At 46.1% G+C, this 19544-nt stretch carries 24 protein-coding genes; 16 read left to right on the forward strand and 8 right to left on the reverse strand.

Annotated features, from left to right (window positions below):
- Nucleotides 1-57: 57 nt before the first annotated feature.
- Nucleotides 58-288 carry a helix-turn-helix transcriptional regulator gene (locus tag N179_RS04030; RefSeq protein ID WP_075642646.1) on the forward strand — a complete coding sequence of 77 codons (231 nt, stop codon included), beginning with the start codon at nucleotides 58-60 and terminating at the stop codon, nucleotides 286-288.
- Between the two features lie 401 nt (nucleotides 289-689).
- On the opposite strand, the gene N179_RS04040 is transcribed toward N179_RS04030, so the two are convergent.
- Both N179_RS04040 and N179_RS04045 read right to left on the reverse strand, forming a co-directional pair.
- Nucleotides 690-1436, reverse strand: a complete 747-nt coding sequence (locus N179_RS04040; RefSeq protein ID WP_075642291.1) for a hypothetical protein — start codon at nucleotides 1434-1436, stop codon at nucleotides 690-692.
- 1 nt (nucleotide 1437) lies between these two features.
- Complete coding sequence (locus N179_RS04045) at nucleotides 1438-1761, reverse strand: PadR family transcriptional regulator (protein ID WP_023468214.1); 324 nt, start codon at nucleotides 1759-1761, stop codon at nucleotides 1438-1440.
- A 159-nt stretch (nucleotides 1762-1920) separates the two neighbouring features.
- Here N179_RS04045 and N179_RS04050 point away from each other — a divergent pair, with 159 nt between their 5' ends.
- The 4 genes from N179_RS04050 (at nucleotide 1921) to N179_RS04065 (ending at nucleotide 5092) form a co-directional block, all read left to right on the forward strand.
- Nucleotides 1921-2691 (forward strand): CPBP family intramembrane glutamic endopeptidase, encoded by a 771-nt coding sequence (locus N179_RS04050; RefSeq protein WP_075642292.1) that lies wholly within the window; start codon nucleotides 1921-1923, stop codon nucleotides 2689-2691.
- 85 nt (nucleotides 2692-2776) lie between these two features.
- Nucleotides 2777-3442, forward strand: a complete 666-nt coding sequence (locus N179_RS04055; protein WP_075642293.1) for a GntR family transcriptional regulator — start codon at nucleotides 2777-2779, stop codon at nucleotides 3440-3442.
- A complete protein-coding gene (locus N179_RS04060; protein ID WP_075642294.1) occupies nucleotides 3442-4374 on the forward strand; it encodes a DMT family transporter in 933 nt (310 codons plus the stop codon). The genes N179_RS04055 and N179_RS04060 overlap by 1 nt, the downstream gene beginning before the upstream one ends.
- 16 nt (nucleotides 4375-4390) lie before the next feature.
- A complete protein-coding gene (locus N179_RS04065; protein ID WP_058265885.1) occupies nucleotides 4391-5092 on the forward strand; it encodes a DUF554 domain-containing protein in 702 nt (233 codons plus the stop codon).
- A 44-nt stretch (nucleotides 5093-5136) separates the two neighbouring features.
- Here N179_RS04065 and N179_RS04070 read toward each other — a convergent pair whose 3' ends face one another.
- Both N179_RS04070 and N179_RS04075 read right to left on the reverse strand, forming a co-directional pair.
- Nucleotides 5137-5607, reverse strand: coding sequence for an NUDIX hydrolase (locus N179_RS04070; RefSeq protein ID WP_075642295.1), 471 nt, complete (start codon nucleotides 5605-5607; stop codon nucleotides 5137-5139).
- Between the two features lie 3 nt (nucleotides 5608-5610).
- Entirely contained in the window at nucleotides 5611-6357 is a 747-nt protein-coding gene (locus N179_RS04075) for an arylamine N-acetyltransferase family protein (protein WP_058713036.1), read from the reverse strand.
- Between the two features lie 183 nt (nucleotides 6358-6540).
- Here N179_RS04075 and N179_RS04080 point away from each other — a divergent pair, with 183 nt between their 5' ends.
- From N179_RS04080 to N179_RS04090, 3 genes are read left to right on the forward strand one after another with little or no spacing between them, the layout of a single operon-like run.
- Nucleotides 6541-7461 carry an ABC transporter substrate-binding protein gene (locus tag N179_RS04080; RefSeq protein ID WP_058713037.1) on the forward strand — a complete coding sequence of 307 codons (921 nt, stop codon included), beginning with the start codon at nucleotides 6541-6543 and terminating at the stop codon, nucleotides 7459-7461.
- A gap of 59 nt (nucleotides 7462-7520) precedes the next feature.
- Complete coding sequence (locus tag N179_RS04085; protein WP_075642296.1) at nucleotides 7521-8504, forward strand: FecCD family ABC transporter permease; 984 nt, start codon at nucleotides 7521-7523, stop codon at nucleotides 8502-8504.
- Nucleotides 8501-9469 carry a FecCD family ABC transporter permease gene (locus tag N179_RS04090; protein WP_058713039.1) on the forward strand — a complete coding sequence of 323 codons (969 nt, stop codon included), beginning with the start codon at nucleotides 8501-8503 and terminating at the stop codon, nucleotides 9467-9469. Before N179_RS04085 ends, N179_RS04090 begins: the two co-directional genes overlap by 4 nt.
- A 105-nt stretch (nucleotides 9470-9574) precedes the next feature.
- On the opposite strand, the gene N179_RS04095 is transcribed toward N179_RS04090, so the two are convergent.
- Genes N179_RS04095 through N179_RS04105 form a run of 3 tightly spaced genes read right to left on the reverse strand, consistent with a single transcriptional unit; the run spans nucleotide 9575 to nucleotide 11631 of the window.
- Nucleotides 9575-10504: an ABC transporter ATP-binding protein gene (locus tag N179_RS04095; RefSeq protein WP_058713040.1), complete on the reverse strand. Its 930-nt coding sequence runs from the start codon at nucleotides 10502-10504 to the stop codon at nucleotides 9575-9577.
- Nucleotides 10504-11193, reverse strand: coding sequence for an ABC transporter permease (locus N179_RS04100; RefSeq protein ID WP_075642298.1), 690 nt, complete (start codon nucleotides 11191-11193; stop codon nucleotides 10504-10506). Before N179_RS04100 ends, N179_RS04095 begins: the two co-directional genes overlap by 1 nt.
- Nucleotides 11194-11217: 24 nt before the next feature.
- A complete protein-coding gene (locus tag N179_RS04105) occupies nucleotides 11218-11631 on the reverse strand; it encodes a DUF4064 domain-containing protein (protein ID WP_058265893.1) in 414 nt (137 codons plus the stop codon).
- Between the two features lie 187 nt (nucleotides 11632-11818).
- On the opposite strand from N179_RS04105, the gene N179_RS04110 reads away from it, so the two are divergent.
- From N179_RS04110 to N179_RS04125, 4 genes are all read left to right on the forward strand, one after another.
- Nucleotides 11819-12121, forward strand: coding sequence for a DUF2089 family protein (locus N179_RS04110; protein WP_055967957.1), 303 nt, complete (start codon nucleotides 11819-11821; stop codon nucleotides 12119-12121).
- Complete coding sequence (locus tag N179_RS04115; protein ID WP_023468226.1) at nucleotides 12118-12402, forward strand: hypothetical protein; 285 nt, start codon at nucleotides 12118-12120, stop codon at nucleotides 12400-12402. The genes N179_RS04110 and N179_RS04115 overlap by 4 nt, the downstream gene beginning before the upstream one ends.
- 336 nt (nucleotides 12403-12738) lie before the next feature.
- Nucleotides 12739-13350 (forward strand): hypothetical protein, encoded by a 612-nt coding sequence (locus tag N179_RS04120; protein ID WP_075642299.1) that lies wholly within the window; start codon nucleotides 12739-12741, stop codon nucleotides 13348-13350.
- A 199-nt stretch (nucleotides 13351-13549) separates the two neighbouring features.
- On the forward strand, nucleotides 13550-13777 hold the full coding sequence (locus tag N179_RS04125) for a hypothetical protein (protein WP_058265896.1): 228 nt from the start codon (nucleotides 13550-13552) through the stop codon (nucleotides 13775-13777).
- Between the two features lie 363 nt (nucleotides 13778-14140).
- Here N179_RS04125 and N179_RS16790 read toward each other — a convergent pair whose 3' ends face one another.
- A complete protein-coding gene (locus N179_RS16790; RefSeq protein ID WP_083639902.1) occupies nucleotides 14141-15943 on the reverse strand; it encodes a type I phosphomannose isomerase catalytic subunit in 1803 nt (600 codons plus the stop codon).
- A gap of 147 nt (nucleotides 15944-16090) precedes the next feature.
- Here N179_RS16790 and N179_RS04140 point away from each other — a divergent pair, with 147 nt between their 5' ends.
- Genes N179_RS04140 through N179_RS04155 form a run of 4 tightly spaced genes read left to right on the forward strand, consistent with a single transcriptional unit; the run spans nucleotide 16091 to nucleotide 19541 of the window.
- Nucleotides 16091-16387, forward strand: a complete 297-nt coding sequence (locus N179_RS04140) for a PTS sugar transporter subunit IIB (RefSeq protein ID WP_023468230.1) — start codon at nucleotides 16091-16093, stop codon at nucleotides 16385-16387.
- Between the two features lie 5 nt (nucleotides 16388-16392).
- Complete coding sequence (locus tag N179_RS04145) at nucleotides 16393-16722, forward strand: PTS sugar transporter subunit IIA (RefSeq protein WP_041255102.1); 330 nt, start codon at nucleotides 16393-16395, stop codon at nucleotides 16720-16722.
- A 15-nt stretch (nucleotides 16723-16737) separates the two neighbouring features.
- A complete protein-coding gene (celB, locus tag N179_RS04150) occupies nucleotides 16738-18075 on the forward strand; it encodes a PTS cellobiose transporter subunit IIC (protein ID WP_058265899.1) in 1338 nt (445 codons plus the stop codon).
- 41 nt (nucleotides 18076-18116) lie between these two features.
- Complete coding sequence (locus N179_RS04155) at nucleotides 18117-19541, forward strand: glycoside hydrolase family 1 protein (RefSeq protein ID WP_423752122.1); 1425 nt, start codon at nucleotides 18117-18119, stop codon at nucleotides 19539-19541.
- Nucleotides 19542-19544: the final 3 nt, after the last annotated feature.

Genomic DNA, 19544 nt, shown 5'->3' on the forward strand with positions numbered 1-19544 from the left:
TTTACTGTTTATTTATGGTAATAAATATAGTGTGATGAAAGGAGAGATGGTTTGGGCATCAAGAGTGATGGATTCATTAAGAATCGATTAGCGGTTTTAAGAGCTGAAAAAGGATGGTCGCAAAAAGAATTGGCAGAGAAGGTCGGAGTCAGTAGACAAACCATTATTTCTTTAGAAGGAAGTCGCTACAGCCCTTCGTTGATTCTGGCGTTTGAAATTGCATATTTATTTGATAAGGATATTAACGAAGTATTTCAATATGAACGAGAAGGTGAGGGAAAAGGGTGATTATAAACATAATAGTAATACCGATTTTTCTATTAAGCTTATTCGTATCGCTACCGTTTATTTTCGGTGAGGAAGGAAAAGATGAGCGGGGAAGACGAATTGTTTCAAGCGCATATACGTATACTTTTCCGATTTTTCCGATTGGTTGGTTACTGTTAGAAACCTATCATCGTAATTACGCTGACCTGACGTTTGTCGATTATCGAAATATATTAGGATTACTTATTCCTCTAACGTTCATTGTTTTAGGTGTTGTGATTTTTACATTAAAAAGACGAGTGTAAATCATTGATCCACCCAAAATAAATCAATATGTGAAAAGTCATAAGACAAAGCAGCGACGTTTTCAAGGTGAGAGAACGTCGCTGCTTTGTCTAATTTTCTACTTTACGATTGAATGATTAATCTGCCTTACTATTTTTGGATGAACGGATAAAAGTAACTGCAATCGTAATCGAGGTCAAAACATAACTCACGAGGACAGCGGTAATCTCTGACAAATTAAATACAAACAAAAGCAGCAGTTGAGGCACGAAAAAGACGAACACTGCAATCGGTAAAATCCATGTCTTCGTCTTCCATGCCGTGACGAGAATCCAGGCAATTAGAAGGGCACCAATTAACCAACCAACGCTCGGATATAACGTGATTTTGGGCGAATCAATGAGTCCGTTGACGATCAACAGTCCGACGATCAGAAGAAGATGAACACTCCCATGAATCCCGTAACGCAGGAGGCGTGGTCGAGCAGTATCGCGTAAGGCGTCTTTGCGGAACAACAATGCAAGTGTCGTCAAATAAACAGCGCTTATCAGTAAGAAGCCACCGACGAGCAGGATACTGTAAGTCATCGTGCCATTCAAGAGATTTTGTAAGTATAGAAAGCTGGAAGCACCAAGATACACTTGCATGATCGTCCAAAAGGCTTGTTTTGAATCAAATGCCATCTCGTGTGAGATCGACTGGATGTAGGCAGCAGGACTGTCACCCGTGATGGAACGAACCGATTTGCCATCCGCTTCCGCTTCAATCAGATGGTCTTCGAGTTCAAGGACGATCTCGTTCGTCGCTTGTTCATTTTTTCCCGAAGCAAGCAGGTAGACCTTCAAGTCTTCCAAAAATCGGGTTGATTCCGTTGATAGGGTCATCTCAATCATCCTCCTTTAAAATACTTTCAACACTTGTCGAAAGGTGTTGCCATCTTTCCTTGAATGCGGTGAGTTCTTCTGCACCGCTCGTCGTGATCGAATAATACTTCCGTTTCGGACCGGACGGAGAGACGCGTGAAGTCGCTTCGATCCAGCCCAGTTTTTGCATCCGGATCAACAATGGATAGATCGTTCCTTCGCTGATGTCAGAGAAACCGTATGCTTTCAGTTTCGTCGCCAGTTCATAACCATAAATCTCTTCTTCCGCGATCAGTGCAAGTAAACAACCGTCGAGAATCCCCTTTAACATTTGCGTCGATGACATCTACATCATCCTTTCGCTAATTGGTATTACAAGGTAATGATATACCAAGCTATTTTGTATTACAAGGTAGCTGGAGGAAAAAGATTCATTTCCCTGAAAAAAAGGTAAACAAATCATAAAGTAGATACGTCGCTTGTTTAGAAAAGGGAGGTATTGATCGTGGATAAGCGGAATACTGTCGTCTCGGCGACCGTCGTCTTCATCATCATGGGTATCGTCATGGCTGTCTCTGCGTTTGGTTTCGGCATTCATTATGGTGAACCGGAGTTGTTACGTATCGCGATCTTCGGTGAAGTCGCAACAGCGATTTTTCTCGTCTGGTACATTCGTCGTCATGCCACGTTTGCTGCCGTCGGGTTTTCGAAATTGCAGTCGCGGGGTCTGATCTGGTACATTCCGTTACTGCTGATCGTTCTCATTCAAGTCGGATTGATCGTCAATGCGATGCTCACGACCTCGATTTCATCATCGGCACTCCAACTTGTCGGAATCGTCTTCCTGACGACCTTATTCGTCGGTTTCAATGAGGAAGTCTTGTTTCGGGGCATCATCTTACGCTATCTCAAACCGAACGAACATCCGTATCGTGCCGTCCTCATCAGTGCGCTTCTGTTCTCATCTTTCCACTTGCTTAATTTGATCGCCTTGATTCCCCCAGCAGCGATGTTGTTCCAACTTGCGAACACATTCGTCTTTGGTGTGTTCTTAGCGATCATCGCACTGAAGCTGAATAACCTCTGGCCATTAATCATTTTCCATGCGTTGTGGGATTTCGCGAGCATCGCTGCGGATGTCGTGAATGTTAATTTAGGAATTACGGTTCTTTTGGCGCAAGTCTATCTTCTCGTTGCGATCGTCATTCAATTAATCTTGTTGAAACGACATGATCTCAGCCATCTGAATGGACCGATGAATCCACGTAACGTTTGAATAGTTGACTCTCCGTTTTTTGACGGGGAGTTTTTATTTTTGAATAAAGGTAGTATCGATGATTAATATGTAATATATTACTTATATGAAACCTACAGATGATTTAGCCATTGCACGACTTCCTCTCAGTGAGGAAGTGTATCGACGTTTGCAACATCACATCATCACCTTACGCCTCGCCCCAGGTGAGAAGGTGAACGATCAAGCGCTCGCGGAAATGTTCGGAGTCAGCCGAACACCGGTCCGAGAAGCCTTGAAACGACTCGAGGAGGAAGGATTGATTTTTGCGAAACGGGGCTCGCGGACGATCGTGACAGAGCTTGACGCTGAACAGGCACAGCAAACCTATCCGATCATCGCGACGCTGCACGGACTAGCAGCGCGTCTAGCGGGACCACTCTTGACGGAAGACGATTTGACGGAGCTTCAGACGATTCACCAACAGTTCACGATGGCAATCGATCAACAGGAGACGGAGACGGCGCTGACGCTAGACGATGCCTTTCACGATGTCTTCGTGTTGCGCAGCCAGAACGCTCAGCTACGGGAAACGATTCGCCGATTGACGCCGCTGATCCGCCGGCTCGAATACGCCCAGTTCGATCGACTCGGTCGTCAATCGATTGCCGATCATGAGGCGATTTTGATTGCATGTCAACAACGGGATGTCGAGCAGCTCGTCCAGGCGACTGAACATAACTGGAACGGGCTCGGACGTTTACTCGTCTCGACATTAAAGGAGGAGCGCTGATGCGACCAATCATTTATGGGATCTTGGCGGCGATGTTCTTTGCCGTCACCTTCATCTTGAATCAATCGATGCAAGGAGCAGGGGGGAACTGGATCTACAGTGCGTCGCTTCGCTTTTTCTTGATGTTGCCGTTCTTCGTCGTCATCGTCTTGATGCGTCGGGGAATTGGTCGCGTCTTACAGGCACTGCGAGCAGACTTCGGTTTTTGGTTACTGTACGGTACAATCGGTTTCGGACTGTTTTACGGTAGCATCTGTCTTGCTGCCGATCATGCGCCGGGCTGGCTGATTGCCGGAACGTGGCAATTGACGATCCTAGCCGGACCGCTGCTTGCTCCCTTGTTCAAGCAACGGATTCCGTGGTCGGCCCTTAAGTATTCCGTCTTGATCGTCCTTGGGGTCGTCGTCATGCAGTTATCCGTCGCAGGAAGTCTATCGCTACAATCCTTACTGTTCGGTGCCTTGCCGGTGCTCGTCGCTGCGATTGCCTATCCGCTTGGTAACCGGAAAATGATGGAACGGTATGGGGATGAGCTCGACGTCTTTGAACGGATCCTTGGAATGACGATCGCGAGTCTACCGTTTTGGATCGTGCTCTCCGTAATTGCTTACATACAAGTCGGCTTACCAAGTGTCAGTCAAGTGACCCAGTCCGGCTTCGTCGCCTTATTCTCAGGCGTCATCGCGACGTCGCTCTTTTTCTACGCGACGTCACTCGTCCGGACGGAACCGGTCCGGTTAGCCGCGATCGAGGCGACCCAGTCGTTTGAGATCGTCTTCACCGTTCTCGGGGAGATTTTGTTTCTCCATGCAGCACTACCGACGGGACTCGCGACATTCGGGATCATCCTCGTTATGCTCGGGATGACGTTGCATAGCCTGAATCAGGCGGAGCGGACGGTCGTCCGTCCTGCGAAACGAAAAATCAATTGAGAAAGTAGGCTGTCAGATGGTTTTAACAGGTACACTCGTCAATACCGTCCTGATCATCATCGGGACGTTGCTCGGATTGATGTTCCACCGGATTCCGGAACGGATGAAGGAGACGGTCTTGCAAGCGATTGGTCTAGCCGTCGTCGTGCTCGGGATCCAGATGGGGATGAAAAGCACGAACTTTTTGATCGTCATCGGTAGTCTCGTTCTCGGAGGTGCGATCGGAGAATGGTTCCGCCTTGATGAGAAGCTCGACCGGATGGGGGCGTGGCTCGAACGTAAGATCAGTCGCGGTCGTCCATCGAATATCGCGGAAGGCTTCGTCACCGCGACGTTGATTTTCGTCATCGGGGCGATGGGTGTCCTCGGTGCGCTCGACGGTGGACTGCGTCAGGATCACGACGTCCTCTATACGAAGGGGTTGATTGACGGCTTCACGGCCCTCGTCCTCAGTTCAACGCTCGGGATCGGCGTCATATTCTCAGCGATTCCCGTCTTCCTCTATCAAGGGGCGATTGCACTGAGTGCTGTTGCGATCACGAAGTTCATTCCCGACGCCGCGCTGCAAGAATTCATCTTGGAAATGACGGCGACCGGTGGGGTGATGATTGCAGCGATCGGTCTCAATCTAGCCGGAATCACGAAGATTCGTGTCGCGAACTTGTTACCGGGCATCGTCATCGTCGCTGTCATCGTGACGGGCTTACATCTATTCTAACGAAACATCCCCGCCTGTCCGAAAGGACGAGCGGGGATGTTGTGTTATGTCTCAATCAATTCATGTGTCTCGTATGCCGTGATCGTATGTCCATCGTAATGGAAGTCATGCAGTAATGGGTGCTCGGTCGACAGAGCAATCGGTAGGTAGTGCCGGAGGTTGCTGATGATGCCCATGTTATCGTCGCCTAAAATCCAGTCGAGTGATTTCCAATCGAGGATTCCTTCAACTGTCATGACCGGTGTTGGAAACGGACGATCTTCTAAATCAGCCAGGTAGAGGTACATGCCAGATGTCTCTTCCCCATGTAAGCGAACGATGCCTTTTGATGTCACTGAGGTGAGCGTGATGCCTGTCTCTTCAAACGTCTCGCGGATGACGGCAGCTTCCGGTGTCTCGTCCGGTTCGATCTTACCACCGACACCATTCCACATGCCCATCGCCGGACGTTTTTGCCGATTGACGAGTAAAAAGTGGTCTGCGTGGCGGATTAAACAAAGTGTGTAACGATCCATGGTTTACGACTCCCGTCCTAAAAAGTGTGTGTTGTACAGCATCTCGAATTGGGCGGGACCTGCGACCGGTAACTCGGTCGTCGTCGTTTCTTCAATCCGTAACGTCCGCTCAGTCAACGTCTTTTGTCCGGTTGGCGTCCGCATTGCGACGAGGCGACCTTTATTGAACGGCGAAGCGTCGCTCTGCTGGATGATCTGTTCCATCTTCGATAAGTCATCTGTTGTAATGGATGTTTCGCGGTCGAACCGGTATCCAGTCACAAACTCCGCTTGTCCCGTTCGCTTCATCTCAAGTGTGTCATTATTGATGATCCGGTAACTGCCGCTAGCGGAATGAACGGTCTCCCCATTCAACGGAACAGGAACGAGCGGTAAATTGACGCCGAAGCCGGTATCGAGCAGGTGTGTTTCATTCCAAATGATCGCGACATGGGTCGGTCCGGTCGCTGACCAGGCGTCTGACTTCGTATCGTAGACAGTCGCTTGAACGAGTCGAACAGGACAGTTCAGTTCTTGCAGGACCCGGTGCAGCAGTCCGTTTAAGTCATAACAGACACCACCGCGTCGCTCTGTCAGAAATGTCTCGATGAAGCGCTCGTCGCTAAATGGACGGATTCGCTTCTCAAGGACGGTCGTATTCTCGAACGGTAACTGGTAAGCGAAGGCTTCGAGTAAGTCAGGTAACTGATCAAACGTGATTGCATCGAGCGGAAACTTAATTCGCTGTCCTAAGTCTTTCATCCAATCCATCTCTGATCCCTCCTTTATTCACTACCTGATTATCCCATATTCCTTCAGAAAATGTGGATTTCAGTCTATATTATCTGAAAATAAGGATTTCCCTTTTGTTCGATGGAAATCTTTGATATGCTGAGACAGGATTAATTAAGAATGATTCTCAATGTCGAATCACGAATTAAAGGAGGTCTCACCATGAGACGGAAAACTTGGATGACAGCGTTGACGCTCCTCGTGTTGAGCAGTTTGATGCTTGCAGCTTGTTCAGGTCAAGCAGAGCAAACGAACGAAAAGACGCGGACGATCACGCACGAAGCAGGAAAAACGAAAGTACCGGAAAAGCCGAAGAAGGTCGTCGCGCTCGAATTCTCGTTCGTTGATGCGTTAGACGAACTCGGCATCACACCAGTCGGAATCGCACAAGAAAACAAGACGGATGTCTCTGGATTACTCGGAAAAGACATCTCGTTCACGGAAGTCGGTACACGCCAACAACCGAATCTTGAAGTGATCAGTTCCCTGCAACCGGATTTGATCATCGGCGACTTCAACCGTCATAAAGGAATTTATAAGCAATTACAAGAAATCGCACCGACGATCATCTTGAAGAGTCGCAATGCGACGTATGAAGAGAACCTCGATTCGTTCAAGACGATTGCGGAAGCGGTCGGCAAAACGAAACAGATGGATGATCGCCTTGCGCTTCATGAAGAGCGCTTGCAGGCAGCGAAGAAGAAGGTTGATCCAAAAGATGACCGGAAAGTCATGGTCGGTGTCTTCCGCGCCGATTCACTGACAGCACACGGTGAGACGTCGTTTGACGGTGAGTTGCTCGAGAAGATCGGTATCGAGAATGCCGTTACGAAAACAGCGGAACCGACTGTGACGATCACGTTAGAGCAGATGGTCAAGTGGGATCCGGACGTCATCTTCATGGCGGAAGCCGATCCGAAGTTACTGAAAGAGTGGAAGGATAATCCGCTTTGGAATCAGATCACAGCGGTCAAAAACGGAGAAGTCTACGAAGTCAATCGTGACCTCTGGACACGTTACCGTGGTCTGGACGCTGCTGAACAAATCGTTGACGAAGCAATTCAATTGCTCAAACAGAAATAACGAACGACAAAAAGCCGGAGCAATCTGGCTTTTCGTCTTGATGAAAGGGGAAAGATCCGGTGCAGCGGAAACGTCTGATTTTCGTACTTATCTTACTCAGTTGCTTGGCCGTTTATAGTAGCTTGTTCTTTGGCATCACACAGATGAATCCGGTCCACTTAGTGCAGGAGTGGATCAGTGGCACGACCTCTAAAGCGGGACTCGTCCTGACGAATCTGCGCTTGCCGCGTCTCTTACTCGGATTGTTGCTCGGAGCAAACCTTGCCGTCGCTGGAGCGATCATGCAAGCTGTGACACGGAATCCGCTCGCTTCACCACAAGTCTTTGGGGTCAATGCGGGTGCGTCGTTTCTCGTCGTCTTAAGCCTGCTCATCTTTCCGTCACTCGGGACGGCGAACTTGCTTTACTTCGCTTTTGCTGGTGCCTTACTAGGTGGCGTGCTCGTCTTTTCATTCGCTTCGATTCGCGGCATGACGGCGTTAAAACTTGCCCTCGTTGGGATGGCGATCCATCTCTTGTTGACGTCGTTAACGAAAGGCTTGATTTTGTTCAACGATCGAATCACGAACGTGTTGTACTGGTTGTCCGGTTCACTCAGTGACGCAAGCTGGCTCGAGCTCCGGATCGTCTTACCGTGGTCGCTCGCAGGTTTGATTCTTGCGGCAAGTCTCGCGAAGTCGCTCGCCGTTTTCCAACTCGGGCAAGACGTCGCGGTCGGACTCGGACAAAAAGTGACGCGGATCCGTCTGCTTGCCGGCATCAGTGTCGTGTTACTCGCAGGGGTGACGGTTGCCGTCGCCGGAGCAATCGGCTTCATCGGTCTGATGGTGCCGCACATCACGCGTCGACTCGTTGGCGAGGACTACCGAATCGTCTTACCCGTCTCTGCCGTCATCGGTGGTCTGTTGTTGACATACGCTGATGTCCTCGCGCGCTTCATCGCCTATCCGTATGAATCACCGGTCGGCATCGTGACGTCATTGCTCGGGGCACCTTTCTTCCTTCTGCTGGCACGCCGTCAGATGAAAGGGGGATTACGATGAGAGAGATGCGTCGGATTCTACTTGTCGCAGTAATCGTATTCGTCACTAGCTTCGCCTTAATGTCGGTCGGTTCGATTCAGTTGTCGTTAACGGAACTCTGGCAGTCGTTCTTTAGTGGAAAGGATGCTTTCATCGTCCAAAATTACCGTCTGCCGCGAACGGTCCTCGCCTTTTTAGCAGGAGCGAGTTTCGCTCTTGCTGGAGCGATTTTACAAAGTGTCATCCGTAATCCATTGATCTCACCGGACGTGATCGGGGTGACGAACGGAGCGTCGCTGTTCGCTGTCTTAACGATTGCCCTCGTGCCGGACGGTCCGCTCTTGTTGACACCGATCGCCGCCTTTATCGGGGCAGCACTCGTCATGCTGGCGTTGATGATGCTTGAGCGGGGGGGGAACGTTTCCCGCAGTTCGTTTGCGTTACTTGGTATCGCCGTTAGTGCGATCTGTGCTTCAGGAACAGAATACCTGTTGATTAAATTTCCACTCCAGACGAACGATTCACTCGTCTGGCTTGCTGGAAGTCTGTTCGGGAAAGGGTGGCAGGAAGTGTTGATCTTAGCGCCGGTGCTCGTCGTGATTGGTGCGATCCTCTTCTATCGACACCGTCAACTCGATGTCTTATCACTTAGTGAGGAAGTCAGCATTGGTCTCGGATTACCGATTCAGCGGACACGGCACGTCTTCTTAGCGCTCGCTGTCATCCTAGCCGGTGTTGCCGTCGCGACGGTCGGTGCAATCGGCTTCATCGGTCTGATTGCTCCACATATGGCACGGCGTCTCGTCGGACATAAACACCTCGCCGTCTTACCGATGGCGCTATTGCTCGGCGGTGGGTTACTCGTCGTCGCTGATGCGCTCGGTCGGGGCATTCACCCGCCGCTTGAAGTGCCAGCTGGATTGATCACAGCAATCATCGGTGTGCCGTACTTCCTGTATCTCTTACGAAGAGAGCGGGCTTCATGAACAGATAGCAGAAAATAAAAATAATCCCCCTCATTTCATAAGTGGAATGGGGGGGATGTTGTATAGAAGTTTTTGTTTGATTCATCATGAGGCAAGTTATTCACTTTATGCCGAGCGAATTTCTGAACCTAAATTCAAGAAGATCTCTTCCAACGACGCTTCCTCGACTTCGAGTCGATACACGTTAACGTGTTGCGAGACGAGGTAGCTATTGATCTTAGCAATATCGTGTTCACTTTGGACGATGAACGTCGAGTGAGTAGAGGAGACGTTGACGTCTTTCGCAAGTGTCGACAACTTGTTCTGCAGATGTTGTCGTGTATCATTGTCGAGCAACGCATGTTTTACGTGAACGGTGATGTTCTTCTCATGTTGTTCCCGTAACTCCTCCATCGTGCCTTGCGTCTGAATCGTTCCGTCCTGCATGATCGCAATCTCCGTACACAGTTTTTCGACCTCGTCTAAGTTATGAGACGTTAAGAAAATCGTCGTTCCGTCTGCTGCAATCTTGCGGATCAAAGTATGAATCCCGAGAATCGAGTTGGCATCAACGCCAGACGTCGGTTCATCTAAAAATAGGATTTCCGGTCGATTAATCAGGGCTTGGGCGATCCCGAGCTTTTTTTTCATCCCAAAGGAGTAGTTCTTCGTTTTCACATCGATGGCGTCTTCGAGTTGTACATCACGGAGGAGTTGTTTTAATTCGTCCGTCGTCGTCTTCAGACCGAGGACTTTACTGAAATACTTCAAGTGATCGAGCGCCGTGAAGTTTTCGTAAAAGGTCGAGTAATCCGGCAGGACGCCGATTCGGGTCCGGACGTCTTTCAAAGAATCGTTCGGCGCTCCGAGTAACTCGAACGTTCCGGATGTCGGACGGACAAGACCTGTGATCATGTTGATGAATGTTGATTTACCGGCGCCATTTTGACCAAGGAAGCCGAAGATGACCCCTTGTTTGATTTCGAGATTCAACTGGTTGACGACGGTCTTATTGCCGTACTGTTTCGTTAGATTGGTTGCGCGAAGGGCTAGCATCATAAATCTCTCCTTTTAAAGATCATCAAGCTCGCGATGACGAAGACGGCGATATGGATCAAGACAAGATACGTGTATGCAGTGTTTTCTTGCGTATAGTAATAATAGGGCGTCAAGTAAGACAACGTATCAACGATGACATTCTTCCAAATAAGACTCCACATCCCAATGACCGGAAGCGCGATCGAGATGAAGATGCCGACGAACATCGTCATTGCAGAGCTGTTGACGACTGTCGAAAGAAACAGCGACAGACCGATGAAGTAAGAGACAAAGATGATGCTTTGGATCAAATCGACGATCGGGAACGATTTTGAAAACGGAACGATCAACAAGAGAGCGACTGTCAGACAGATGACCCAGAACGAAACGTTACCTAAAAACTTCCCGAAAATAATGTTCTCACGAGATGTTTTCGTCGCAAGAAAACGAATCGTCTTCGATTCAATCTCTTTATTGACGCTACTATGAGAAATGCTCGTTACGAATAAAGGAGATGCTAAGAACAGAAGCAGCATCAAACCGATGATATAGGCGTTGTCACCTAGACCGAGATCACTGAGTTGTCCTTTAAACTGGCTAACGAGTTTCGCAGAACCAATCGTCACACCGAACAAGACGACGATGATCAGGATGGCTCGAATACTTTGGAAAAGCGATTTAAATTCTCGAAGTGTAATCGCGAACATATCGACACACCTTTCTGTTTGAGTTTAGTATTGCCGTGCTATCTTTTTATTCTTCGTGACGTTAGTGATACCGGCGATCAAATAAGCGATTGAACCAAAGACACCGGCGAGTAATGTGAAGATCCCACCGAGAATTGCAGTAATGATCAACATCTTTCCTGCTGAACCGTTTTTGCGAATCCGGACGATCGAGACGATTCCGCCTATCGTACATAAGAGAGAGACGGCACCAAGGTATAAGAAGAATTGTTGGAAGGATGTGAGGATTTGGGTAGACGTGACATCCGTAATGTTCTCATCTTGAATGAATTGATCGACCAACTCCTTCATACCAGCGTGATCCGCAATCGATCCAGACAATAGAAACCCACCTAAACATAATGATCCAAACAAGACGATACCGATGACAGCAAATATGTATTCCGTTGTTCTTTTCAAGTAAAACACTCCTTTTCCTTATTTTTCCGATTTGACAAACCTAAACTACCATGACTTGAATCACTATGACAAGCGAAATAATGAATATATTTTAATCATTTATTGGTTAAATGTTTAATTAATATCAAAAATACTTTAACTTTATTTAAATGAATGCTATTGTAGTGACATGGGAGGGAAATGGGAAATGAAAAAAGATGATGTTCCAGATTGGGTTTTATCTCTAGAATTGGAAGAGATGGAATTCGTTAAAAAATTCATCGTAAGCTCGGGTTCTTTGAAGGAACTGGCGAAACATTATGATGTCTCCTATCCCACAGTTCGGATTCGCGTCGATCGGATCATTCAGAAAATCGAAGTGAATGAGAAAATCGAGAATGAACCGTTCATCGCATACATTAAACAAATGGCCATCGAGGATCGCATTACGATTGAGGATGCCAAAAAAATCATCGAAAAATATCGACTTGAGAGGGGTAACAACGAATGAACTTTATCATTTCTGCTTTATTCATCACCGTTGGATTAGGATTACAGCAACTATTAGCGAGTCGAAATAATCCGTATCTTGGCGTCATTATGCCGCTTCTATTGACAATCGTCATGACATGGCGATACCTCAATGGTGGGTACAATAGTTTTCTAGCTTATGCATTAATTTTAGGATTCGGTTGGATTGTACTTTCAGTTGAATGGTCGAATGGCCGGAAATCTTTTAAAAAGAACCAAGAAAAAGAACTAGAACGGATGCGCGTCCACGATACACTATGATGGAAAGCGTACATCTTTTCTAAAGGAAGACGATCTCAAAAGAGGTCGTTTTTTTAATGACCAGAAAAGAGAGGTACTGCAGTTCATTTCGTACATCAATATAAAGCAATGATTGGCAAAAGGAGCAAATGACTTTAACTTCCTCATCACAGAATCTGTGAATAAATAATGGTCTAAGTCACATCACGCTGAATTCATAAATTTCAATTCGAAAATAACTATAAAATTGAAGTGTGAGTAAGAATAGAAAAACAGACGGTGAAAGTATAGGAAAAGAACAAATAACGTGATAATTTGAGAATATATTACATAATCTAAAAAAAGTGAGTGGAAAAAATGAAGCGTAAAACGATGACGTTCTTAACAGCATTGAGTGTTACCTTAACCAGCTCCTTTATGTACGAGGCATTTGCAGAGGGAAAACAAAAGGCACTGACTCCACAACAAAAAAACCAATATTATCAGCAGTATGCGGTTATTCTTCGTACTATTAATTCGCATCATCCGGATACAGATTTAGAACTCGTCGATCAAAAATCCTTTAAGGAAAAGGATTGGGTGACGCCGAACCGTTTTCGAAAGATAGCGGAAGATCGAGTCAAAGTAAAGTTCGCATCGACGTTCGATTTCTCAAAGAAAGAATCCACATCTAAATCAAAAACGATTCATGCGAAGGGGACAACATTTGCCATTTCGATCACTGGTACATTTGATACCGCACTTCGTGAGGAGGCAGAAAGGCAAGTCTTTAAAACTATCACGTCTATGACGTCAACCGCTTCATCGAGTAAGGGGAAATGGAGACAGCTTGGATATACCGCTACTTTAATGGATGGCGGAAGAACATACGATGTAACGGTCGGTGGAGAATTCATTCAACATGGTATTTCTTCCACACACAACATTCCTCTGGAGTTTTATTGTAGTGCAGAAGGTGTGATTAATTAGTTCAAAGTAGCAGGGGAAGAGACATTGATCTGTATCCTATAAGGCAGTAAAAAGACACTTACACATCATGTAAGCTTCTTTTTTACTGCTTTTATACGTAAAGGAGAAGATTCAATCGACACGTGATTTCGACATTTTTTCACAAAAATCATCCGTATGATATACTAATTTATGTAAAATTGTAAAAGAGATGAATGACATGGATGATAAAACACAAAAGATCTTACGGATGTGGCTGAGTATTCCGAGATGGATGCGTAATTTCGTTCCGGTTCTCCTATCGTTACTTGTTGTGCTCGGTGCCATTTTTAAAGGGATAGAGATGCTGATTCATCCTACTTCACTCTCGATCTCACTTTCGGATCTACTGATTTGTTTCATCCCATCCCTTGTTTTAACTGTAGTGATTATAAAAAATACGAAGTAATCGACAGAACACTCATATGTATAAAGGAGATGAGACGATGGATTCGCGTAAGAAAAAAGTATATTTTGTTGGATATATTCTCTTTTTAATCGTGTTATTGATAGATTATTTGTTCGTCCCGAATACAGCATTTTATTCTGTCTTGTGGGTACTGCTTGGTCTTTTTTTAGTATTTAACATTTTTCTGTTCTTCCTTAAACCCAAAACGGATTGAGAACAAGCTGAAGTCATTTTTAGCAATTCGCTGCTCTAAAAAATAGCTATATTCAAATAGATAGGATGTATACAAAGAGGGTGATCCATTTCAATAACGGAATGGATCACCCTCTTTGCTTTGATTAAATAAGGTAAGTGATGTGGTGCTTACTCTACTCCATCTAGAGCAGCAGCTCCGATGACGCCTGCCTGTCCTTTCAATTCGGCAAGACGGATATCGACCTTTGTACGAAGGGAAGGATATACGAGTTCGCGAACACGTTCCTGTAACGCTTCCCAGTATAAATCAGCAGATCCCGTAACACCTCCTCCAACGACGATGACTTCCGGATCAATCGTGTGAATGATGTTTGCAAGTCCAGTTGCTAAATGATTTATAAAACGATCCCTCTCTTGCGGATGGGCGAGTAATCGCTCGATGGACGAGGCGTGTCGTTCGTTAGCTCGTGACTGTAGTGCTGTACCACTGGCATATCCTTCGAGAGAACCTTTGTTCAACACAGGATGCAGTGGACCCGATGAGTCGATAATCGTATTGCCAATCTCACCAGCGTATCCATTTGCTCCACGGATTAGTTGTTTCATATAGACATAACCTCCACCGATTCCTGTACTGACGGTCACATAGTAGACAGATGATGAGTGACGTCCCGCGCCGTATAACGCTTCACCGAGAGCCGCGGCATTGGCATCGTTCTCGAGAAAGACGGGTAAGTCGAATGCGGAGGAAAGTGGGGTAACCAAGTCGACTTCATCCCATCCTGGTAAATTTGGTGGAGATAACAGAAGTCCAGTCTTCGTATCGAGTGGACCAGGCGCGGCAATTCCGATGTTCGACAGGTGAAATTCCTCTGAAAAAACTTGAATGGCGTACTCGATATTTGAAAGCGTCTGGGATGGACCTGCTTTAGGATTGGTCGGAAACGACAATTGTTTAACGATTTTATGTTGATCGATCACAGCGACACGTGTTTGCGTTCCACCGAGGTCGATACCGATTCGATGAGGCGTTGTCATTTTAAGAGAAGGACCAGTGATCAAGACGAGACCGTTTCCTTGGATGAGAAAGGTGCTATTTGCCGGAAGAATCGCAGTTGCTCCGACAGACAAGAGGACGTGGTCCAATTCAATCGTACCTTCGATGACCGTGATGACGCGAAACAGACAGCTTGCTTCTAAAGTATATGTCTGCCTGATCGACCACTCTTCGACAAAGAAGTCGGGTGTTTGTGTCAATCTTTTACGAAAAGGAGTGAGCATGACGGCAGGTTCCGTGTACTGGAAATGAGGAAAACGAATGATACGACGGGCTTGTTCAAGATGAAGCGGGCGTACCTTTCCCGTCACCGGATCAGACCGGTCGTAATCAAATAGTCGATAGGTCGTATCTGAATTTTGTTGAATTTCAAGGACGACACATCCTTTTGTTAACGCGTGCACTGTGCCAGCAGGTACATAGATAAAATCACCTTTAGCGATTGGCACATGCTGAAGAGACTGCAATAAAGTACCCTGATGAATGGTCTGATCAAAGTTGTTTAAGGAGGTTAACGAATGACCATAGATAAGGACGGCGTCTTCTGGACAATCTAAGATGTACCAGCATTCATTTTTACCAAATGGCTGCTTTTCAAAACGATTGGCATCCTTGTCGTTTGGATGGACTTGAACGGATAAATCCTCCGAGGCATCGATCCATTTTACCAATAGTGGAAAATCAGAGTCGGTCTCCATACCAAAAATTTCAGGGTGATTTGACCATAGTTTTTCTAAGGTGAGTCCCGTCATTGGTCCAGTCTGGACGCGTGACATACCGTTTGGATGACTTGCTACTGTCCAGACTTCTCCCGTCCGTTGTTCTTTAGGTATCGAAAATCCATACTCTTGAAGCTTCTGTCCGCCCCAAATTCGTTCTTTTGAAAGGGGAGTAAGATAAATCGGTTTTGTCATACAAATTCCTCCTTCATCTTATTTTCAATAACAACTCTACACTTTTATAAAATAAAAATAAACAAATTAATTATCAAGTATAGACATGAATGAATTAATCCGTATAATCAAATGTGTAAGCGATTACAAATGAGGAGGGAATTGTAGATGAGAAAAATCATGTTGGCGTGTAGTTCAGGAATGTCGACGAGCATTTTGGTATCGAAGATGCAAGAACATGCGAAGGGACTCGGAGAAGAAGCTAAAATTTGGGCAGTCGGACAAGATCAGGCGATGAAGGAGATGTCTGGTGCAGATGTCATCTTGATTGGACCACAAATGCGATTTCTATTATCAAAATTTCAGCAAGCGACAGACAAACCGGTCGAAGTCATCGATATGATGGCGTATGGAATGGCAGACGGAAAAGCAGCTTACGAACAAGCTGTGAAGTTGATGGGGTGATCGATATGCAGACGAATGAACAGACGATGGAGCAAATTGCTTTCACGATGATCTTACACAGTGGAAATGCGAGAAGTACGATTCGTGAAGCGATCGAAGTGTATAAAGATGGCACGTTTGAAGACTTCGACCAATTATTATCAAATGCAAGATCGCAATTACAAGAAGCGCATCAAGTTCACTTTAGTCAGGTCCAAAAGGAAGCAAACGGTGAGCCAACGACGCTCTCCTTATTGTTATTACATGCAGAAGATCACCTGATGTCGACGCAGACAATGCTTGATTTAACGACCGGACTCATCGAACTCATGGAACATAAGTTTTCCCAAAAATGATAAGGAGTGTTTAAGATGACTGAGAATAGTAAGTGGTTTGATTTGCTAAGTCGTTTTTTGATGCCGATGGCGGCATTTTTAAACAATAGTCGATATTTGCAGACATTACGTGATGCATTCATGCTTGCTTTTCCGATTACGATGTTTGGTTCCTTAATTGTCGTCGTCGCGAATTTACCGTTCCTTGATAAGTTCATGTCTCCGGGTGTACTAGATGCCTTTAAGACATCACTTGGAAACGCTCCATCCGCCACAATGGGCATCATGTCATTGTTCGTCGTATTCGGTATCGGTTATTATCTGTCTAAAAGTTATGAGGTCGAAGCTGTTTTCGGTGGCGTCATCGCACTTGTTTCGTTTTTATTACTTACTCCTTTCTTTGTTTCAGTCGAAAATGTCGCCGATCCAGTCGGCAATGTCATTCCACTCGACCGTCTCGGCGCAAAAGGCATGTTCCTAGCCATGATCACAGGATTCCTAGCAGGAGAGATCTATCGCTTCATCGTTCAAAAAAACTGGACGATCAAAATGCCTGCCGGTGTGCCGACAGCTGTCGCCAAATCATTCTCAGCACTCGTCCCGGCATTACTTACGCTCACCGTATTCCTTGGCATTAACATTGCCGTCACTTCACTGTTAGATACGAACTTACACGATCTCATCTTCAATCTTGTTCAAAAACCACTTGTTAATCTAGGGAACGGACTCTTCCCGACATTAATCGCCATCTTCTTCGTGCAACTATTCTGGTTTTTTGGACTGCACGGACAAGTCATCGTCAACTCGGTCATGGACCCGATTTGGAACACACTCTCTCTTGAAAACTTGAATGCGTACACGTCAAACGGAGAAATCCCGAACATCATCAGTAAACAATTCATTGAAATCTATACGGTTGGGATCGGGGGTTCCGGTTCAACACTCGCTGTCGTTGTTGCCATCTTGTTATTCATGCGATCGAAACAAATGAAACAAATCGGAAAACTGTCAATTGGACCTGGTATTTTCAACGTTAATGAACCCATGATCTTTGGACTTCCTATCGTCATGAACCCATTGATCATGATTCCATGGATCGTCGCACCGCTGATTACGGTGACCGTGACGTACTTCGCGATGTCAACGGGGATCGTCCCACCTCCGACCGGTGTTGCGGTACCGTGGACTGTCCCGATGTTCATCAGTGGAATGATGGCAACCAATTCGTTAGCTGGTGGATTGCTACAATTAGTCAACTTTGCAATCATCATGGCAGTCTGGTTCCCGTTCCTCGTCTTCATTGACCGTTTGAATTTGAAGAAAGAACGGGAAGAAGCGAATACTACTCAAGAGAAAAATCAACAGATCGGATAACGTATACCGGATGAGTGAAAAATGAGAGATAGGATGTGCTAATGATGAATCAGATAGAGAACAAGACGACTACGATTAAAAAGTATGATTTTCCGACGGATTTCTGGTGGGGGACAGCTGCCTCTGCGACACAAACGGAAGGAGCCGCCTATGAAGGTGGAAAAGGTCCGAACATTTGGGATCACTGGTACGAGGTCGAACCGAACCGCTTCTTTGATGGTGTCAGTGCTTCAGTAGCATCTGACTTTTACTATCGATACAAACAAGACATTGCCTTGATGAAAGAGCTCGGGCACAATTCTTTTCGACTATCGATTTCTTGGTCGCGTCTATTTCCAACGGGAGAAGGAACCATCAATCCGGAAGCGGTCGATTTCTACAATCGTGTCATTGACGCGTTGATTGAAGCTGGGATCGAACCGTTCGTTAATTTATATCATTTTGATATGCCGCTTGCCTTACAAGAAAAGGGAGGATGGGAGAGCAGGGAAGTCGTGATGCATTATGTTGCGTATGCCAAAACCTGCTTTGAAATGTTCGGAGACCGTGTCGGCAAATGGTTCACCCATAACGAACCAATCGTCCCGGTCGAGGGAGGGTACTTGTACGATTTTCATTATCCGAACGTCGTAGACTTTAAACGAGCGGTCCAGGTCGCCTATCATTCGATTCTATCGAGTGCCCTTGCGATCGAAGCATACAGAGATACACGACAAACAGGAAAAATCGGTATTATTCTCAACCTGACTCCCTCTTATCCGAGAAGTCAAAATGAAGCGGATCGACAAGCAGCGTATCTAGCGGACATCTTGTTCAATCGTTCTTTCCTCGATCCGTCCGTTTTAGGTACTTTCCCTGCTGAATTAATCGAACTGTTAAAAGAGCAGGATGCCCTCCCGGCGATAGGTGAAACGGACCGACAAAAAATCGAGACGTACACCGTTGATATCCTCGGCATCAACTACTATCAGCCGAGACGTATCAAAGTAAAAGAACATCTTCCGAATCCGAAAGCACCGTTCATGCCAGAGCATCTTTTCGATTATTATGAGATGCCGGGACGCAAGATGAATCGACATCGTGGTTGGGAAATTTACGAAAAAGGTGTGTATGACATCCTGACGAACTTACGTGAGAATTATGGAAACATCGAGTGCTTCATTTCAGAAAACGGGATGGGAGTGGAAGGAGAAGAACGCTACCGAGACACGGACGGTAGGATCCAGGATGATTACCGGATTGATTTCATCGCGGAACATTTGAAATGGGTGCATCACGCATTAGAGGAGGGATCGAACGTCAAAGGATATCACCTTTGGACGTTCATGGACAATTGGTCGTGGAGTAATGCCTATAAGAACCGATATGGTTTCGTCGGTGTCGATTTGACGAATCAAACGCGTACAGTAAAAAAGAGTGGTTACTGGTTCAAGCATCTCATCGAAGAAAATGGATTCGAAGGATAAGAA

Source organism: Exiguobacterium indicum HHS 31 (assembly GCF_001939065.1).
Classification (GTDB): Bacteria; Bacillota; Bacilli; order Exiguobacteriales; family Exiguobacteriaceae; genus Exiguobacterium_A; species Exiguobacterium_A indicum.

What these genes read in the sequence shown, in the direction of transcription:
- N179_RS04040 (WP_075642291.1), bottom strand. Translation starts at nt 1,436, where the DNA reads ATGACCCTATCAACGGAATCAACCCGATTTTTGGAAGACTTGAAGGTC.
- N179_RS04045 (WP_023468214.1), bottom strand. Translation starts at nt 1,761, where the DNA reads ATGTCATCGACGCAAATGTTAAAGGGGATTCTCGACGGTTGTTTACTT.
- N179_RS04055 (WP_075642293.1), top strand. Translation starts at nt 2,777, where the DNA reads ATGAAACCTACAGATGATTTAGCCATTGCACGACTTCCTCTCAGTGAG.
- N179_RS04060 (WP_075642294.1), top strand. Translation starts at nt 3,442, where the DNA reads ATGCGACCAATCATTTATGGGATCTTGGCGGCGATGTTCTTTGCCGTC.
- N179_RS04065 (WP_058265885.1), top strand. Translation starts at nt 4,391, where the DNA reads ATGGTTTTAACAGGTACACTCGTCAATACCGTCCTGATCATCATCGGG.
- N179_RS04070 (WP_075642295.1), bottom strand. Translation starts at nt 5,607, where the DNA reads ATGGATCGTTACACACTTTGTTTAATCCGCCACGCAGACCACTTTTTA.
- N179_RS04075 (WP_058713036.1), bottom strand. Translation starts at nt 6,357, where the DNA reads ATGGATTGGATGAAAGACTTAGGACAGCGAATTAAGTTTCCGCTCGAT.
- N179_RS04080 (WP_058713037.1), top strand. Translation starts at nt 6,541, where the DNA reads ATGAGACGGAAAACTTGGATGACAGCGTTGACGCTCCTCGTGTTGAGC.
- N179_RS04090 (WP_058713039.1), top strand. Translation starts at nt 8,501, where the DNA reads ATGAGAGAGATGCGTCGGATTCTACTTGTCGCAGTAATCGTATTCGTC.
- N179_RS04095 (WP_058713040.1), bottom strand. Translation starts at nt 10,504, where the DNA reads ATGCTAGCCCTTCGCGCAACCAATCTAACGAAACAGTACGGCAATAAG.
- N179_RS04100 (WP_075642298.1), bottom strand. Translation starts at nt 11,193, where the DNA reads ATGTTCGCGATTACACTTCGAGAATTTAAATCGCTTTTCCAAAGTATT.
- N179_RS04110 (WP_055967957.1), top strand. Translation starts at nt 11,819, where the DNA reads ATGAAAAAAGATGATGTTCCAGATTGGGTTTTATCTCTAGAATTGGAA.
- N179_RS04115 (WP_023468226.1), top strand. Translation starts at nt 12,118, where the DNA reads ATGAACTTTATCATTTCTGCTTTATTCATCACCGTTGGATTAGGATTA.
- N179_RS04120 (WP_075642299.1), top strand. Translation starts at nt 12,739, where the DNA reads ATGAAGCGTAAAACGATGACGTTCTTAACAGCATTGAGTGTTACCTTA.
- N179_RS04125 (WP_058265896.1), top strand. Translation starts at nt 13,550, where the DNA reads ATGGATGATAAAACACAAAAGATCTTACGGATGTGGCTGAGTATTCCG.
- N179_RS16790 (WP_083639902.1), bottom strand. Translation starts at nt 15,943, where the DNA reads ATGACAAAACCGATTTATCTTACTCCCCTTTCAAAAGAACGAATTTGG.
- N179_RS04140 (WP_023468230.1), top strand. Translation starts at nt 16,091, where the DNA reads ATGAGAAAAATCATGTTGGCGTGTAGTTCAGGAATGTCGACGAGCATT.
- N179_RS04145 (WP_041255102.1), top strand. Translation starts at nt 16,393, where the DNA reads ATGCAGACGAATGAACAGACGATGGAGCAAATTGCTTTCACGATGATC.
- celB (WP_058265899.1), top strand. Translation starts at nt 16,738, where the DNA reads ATGACTGAGAATAGTAAGTGGTTTGATTTGCTAAGTCGTTTTTTGATG.
- N179_RS04155 (WP_423752122.1), top strand. Translation starts at nt 18,117, where the DNA reads ATGATGAATCAGATAGAGAACAAGACGACTACGATTAAAAAGTATGAT.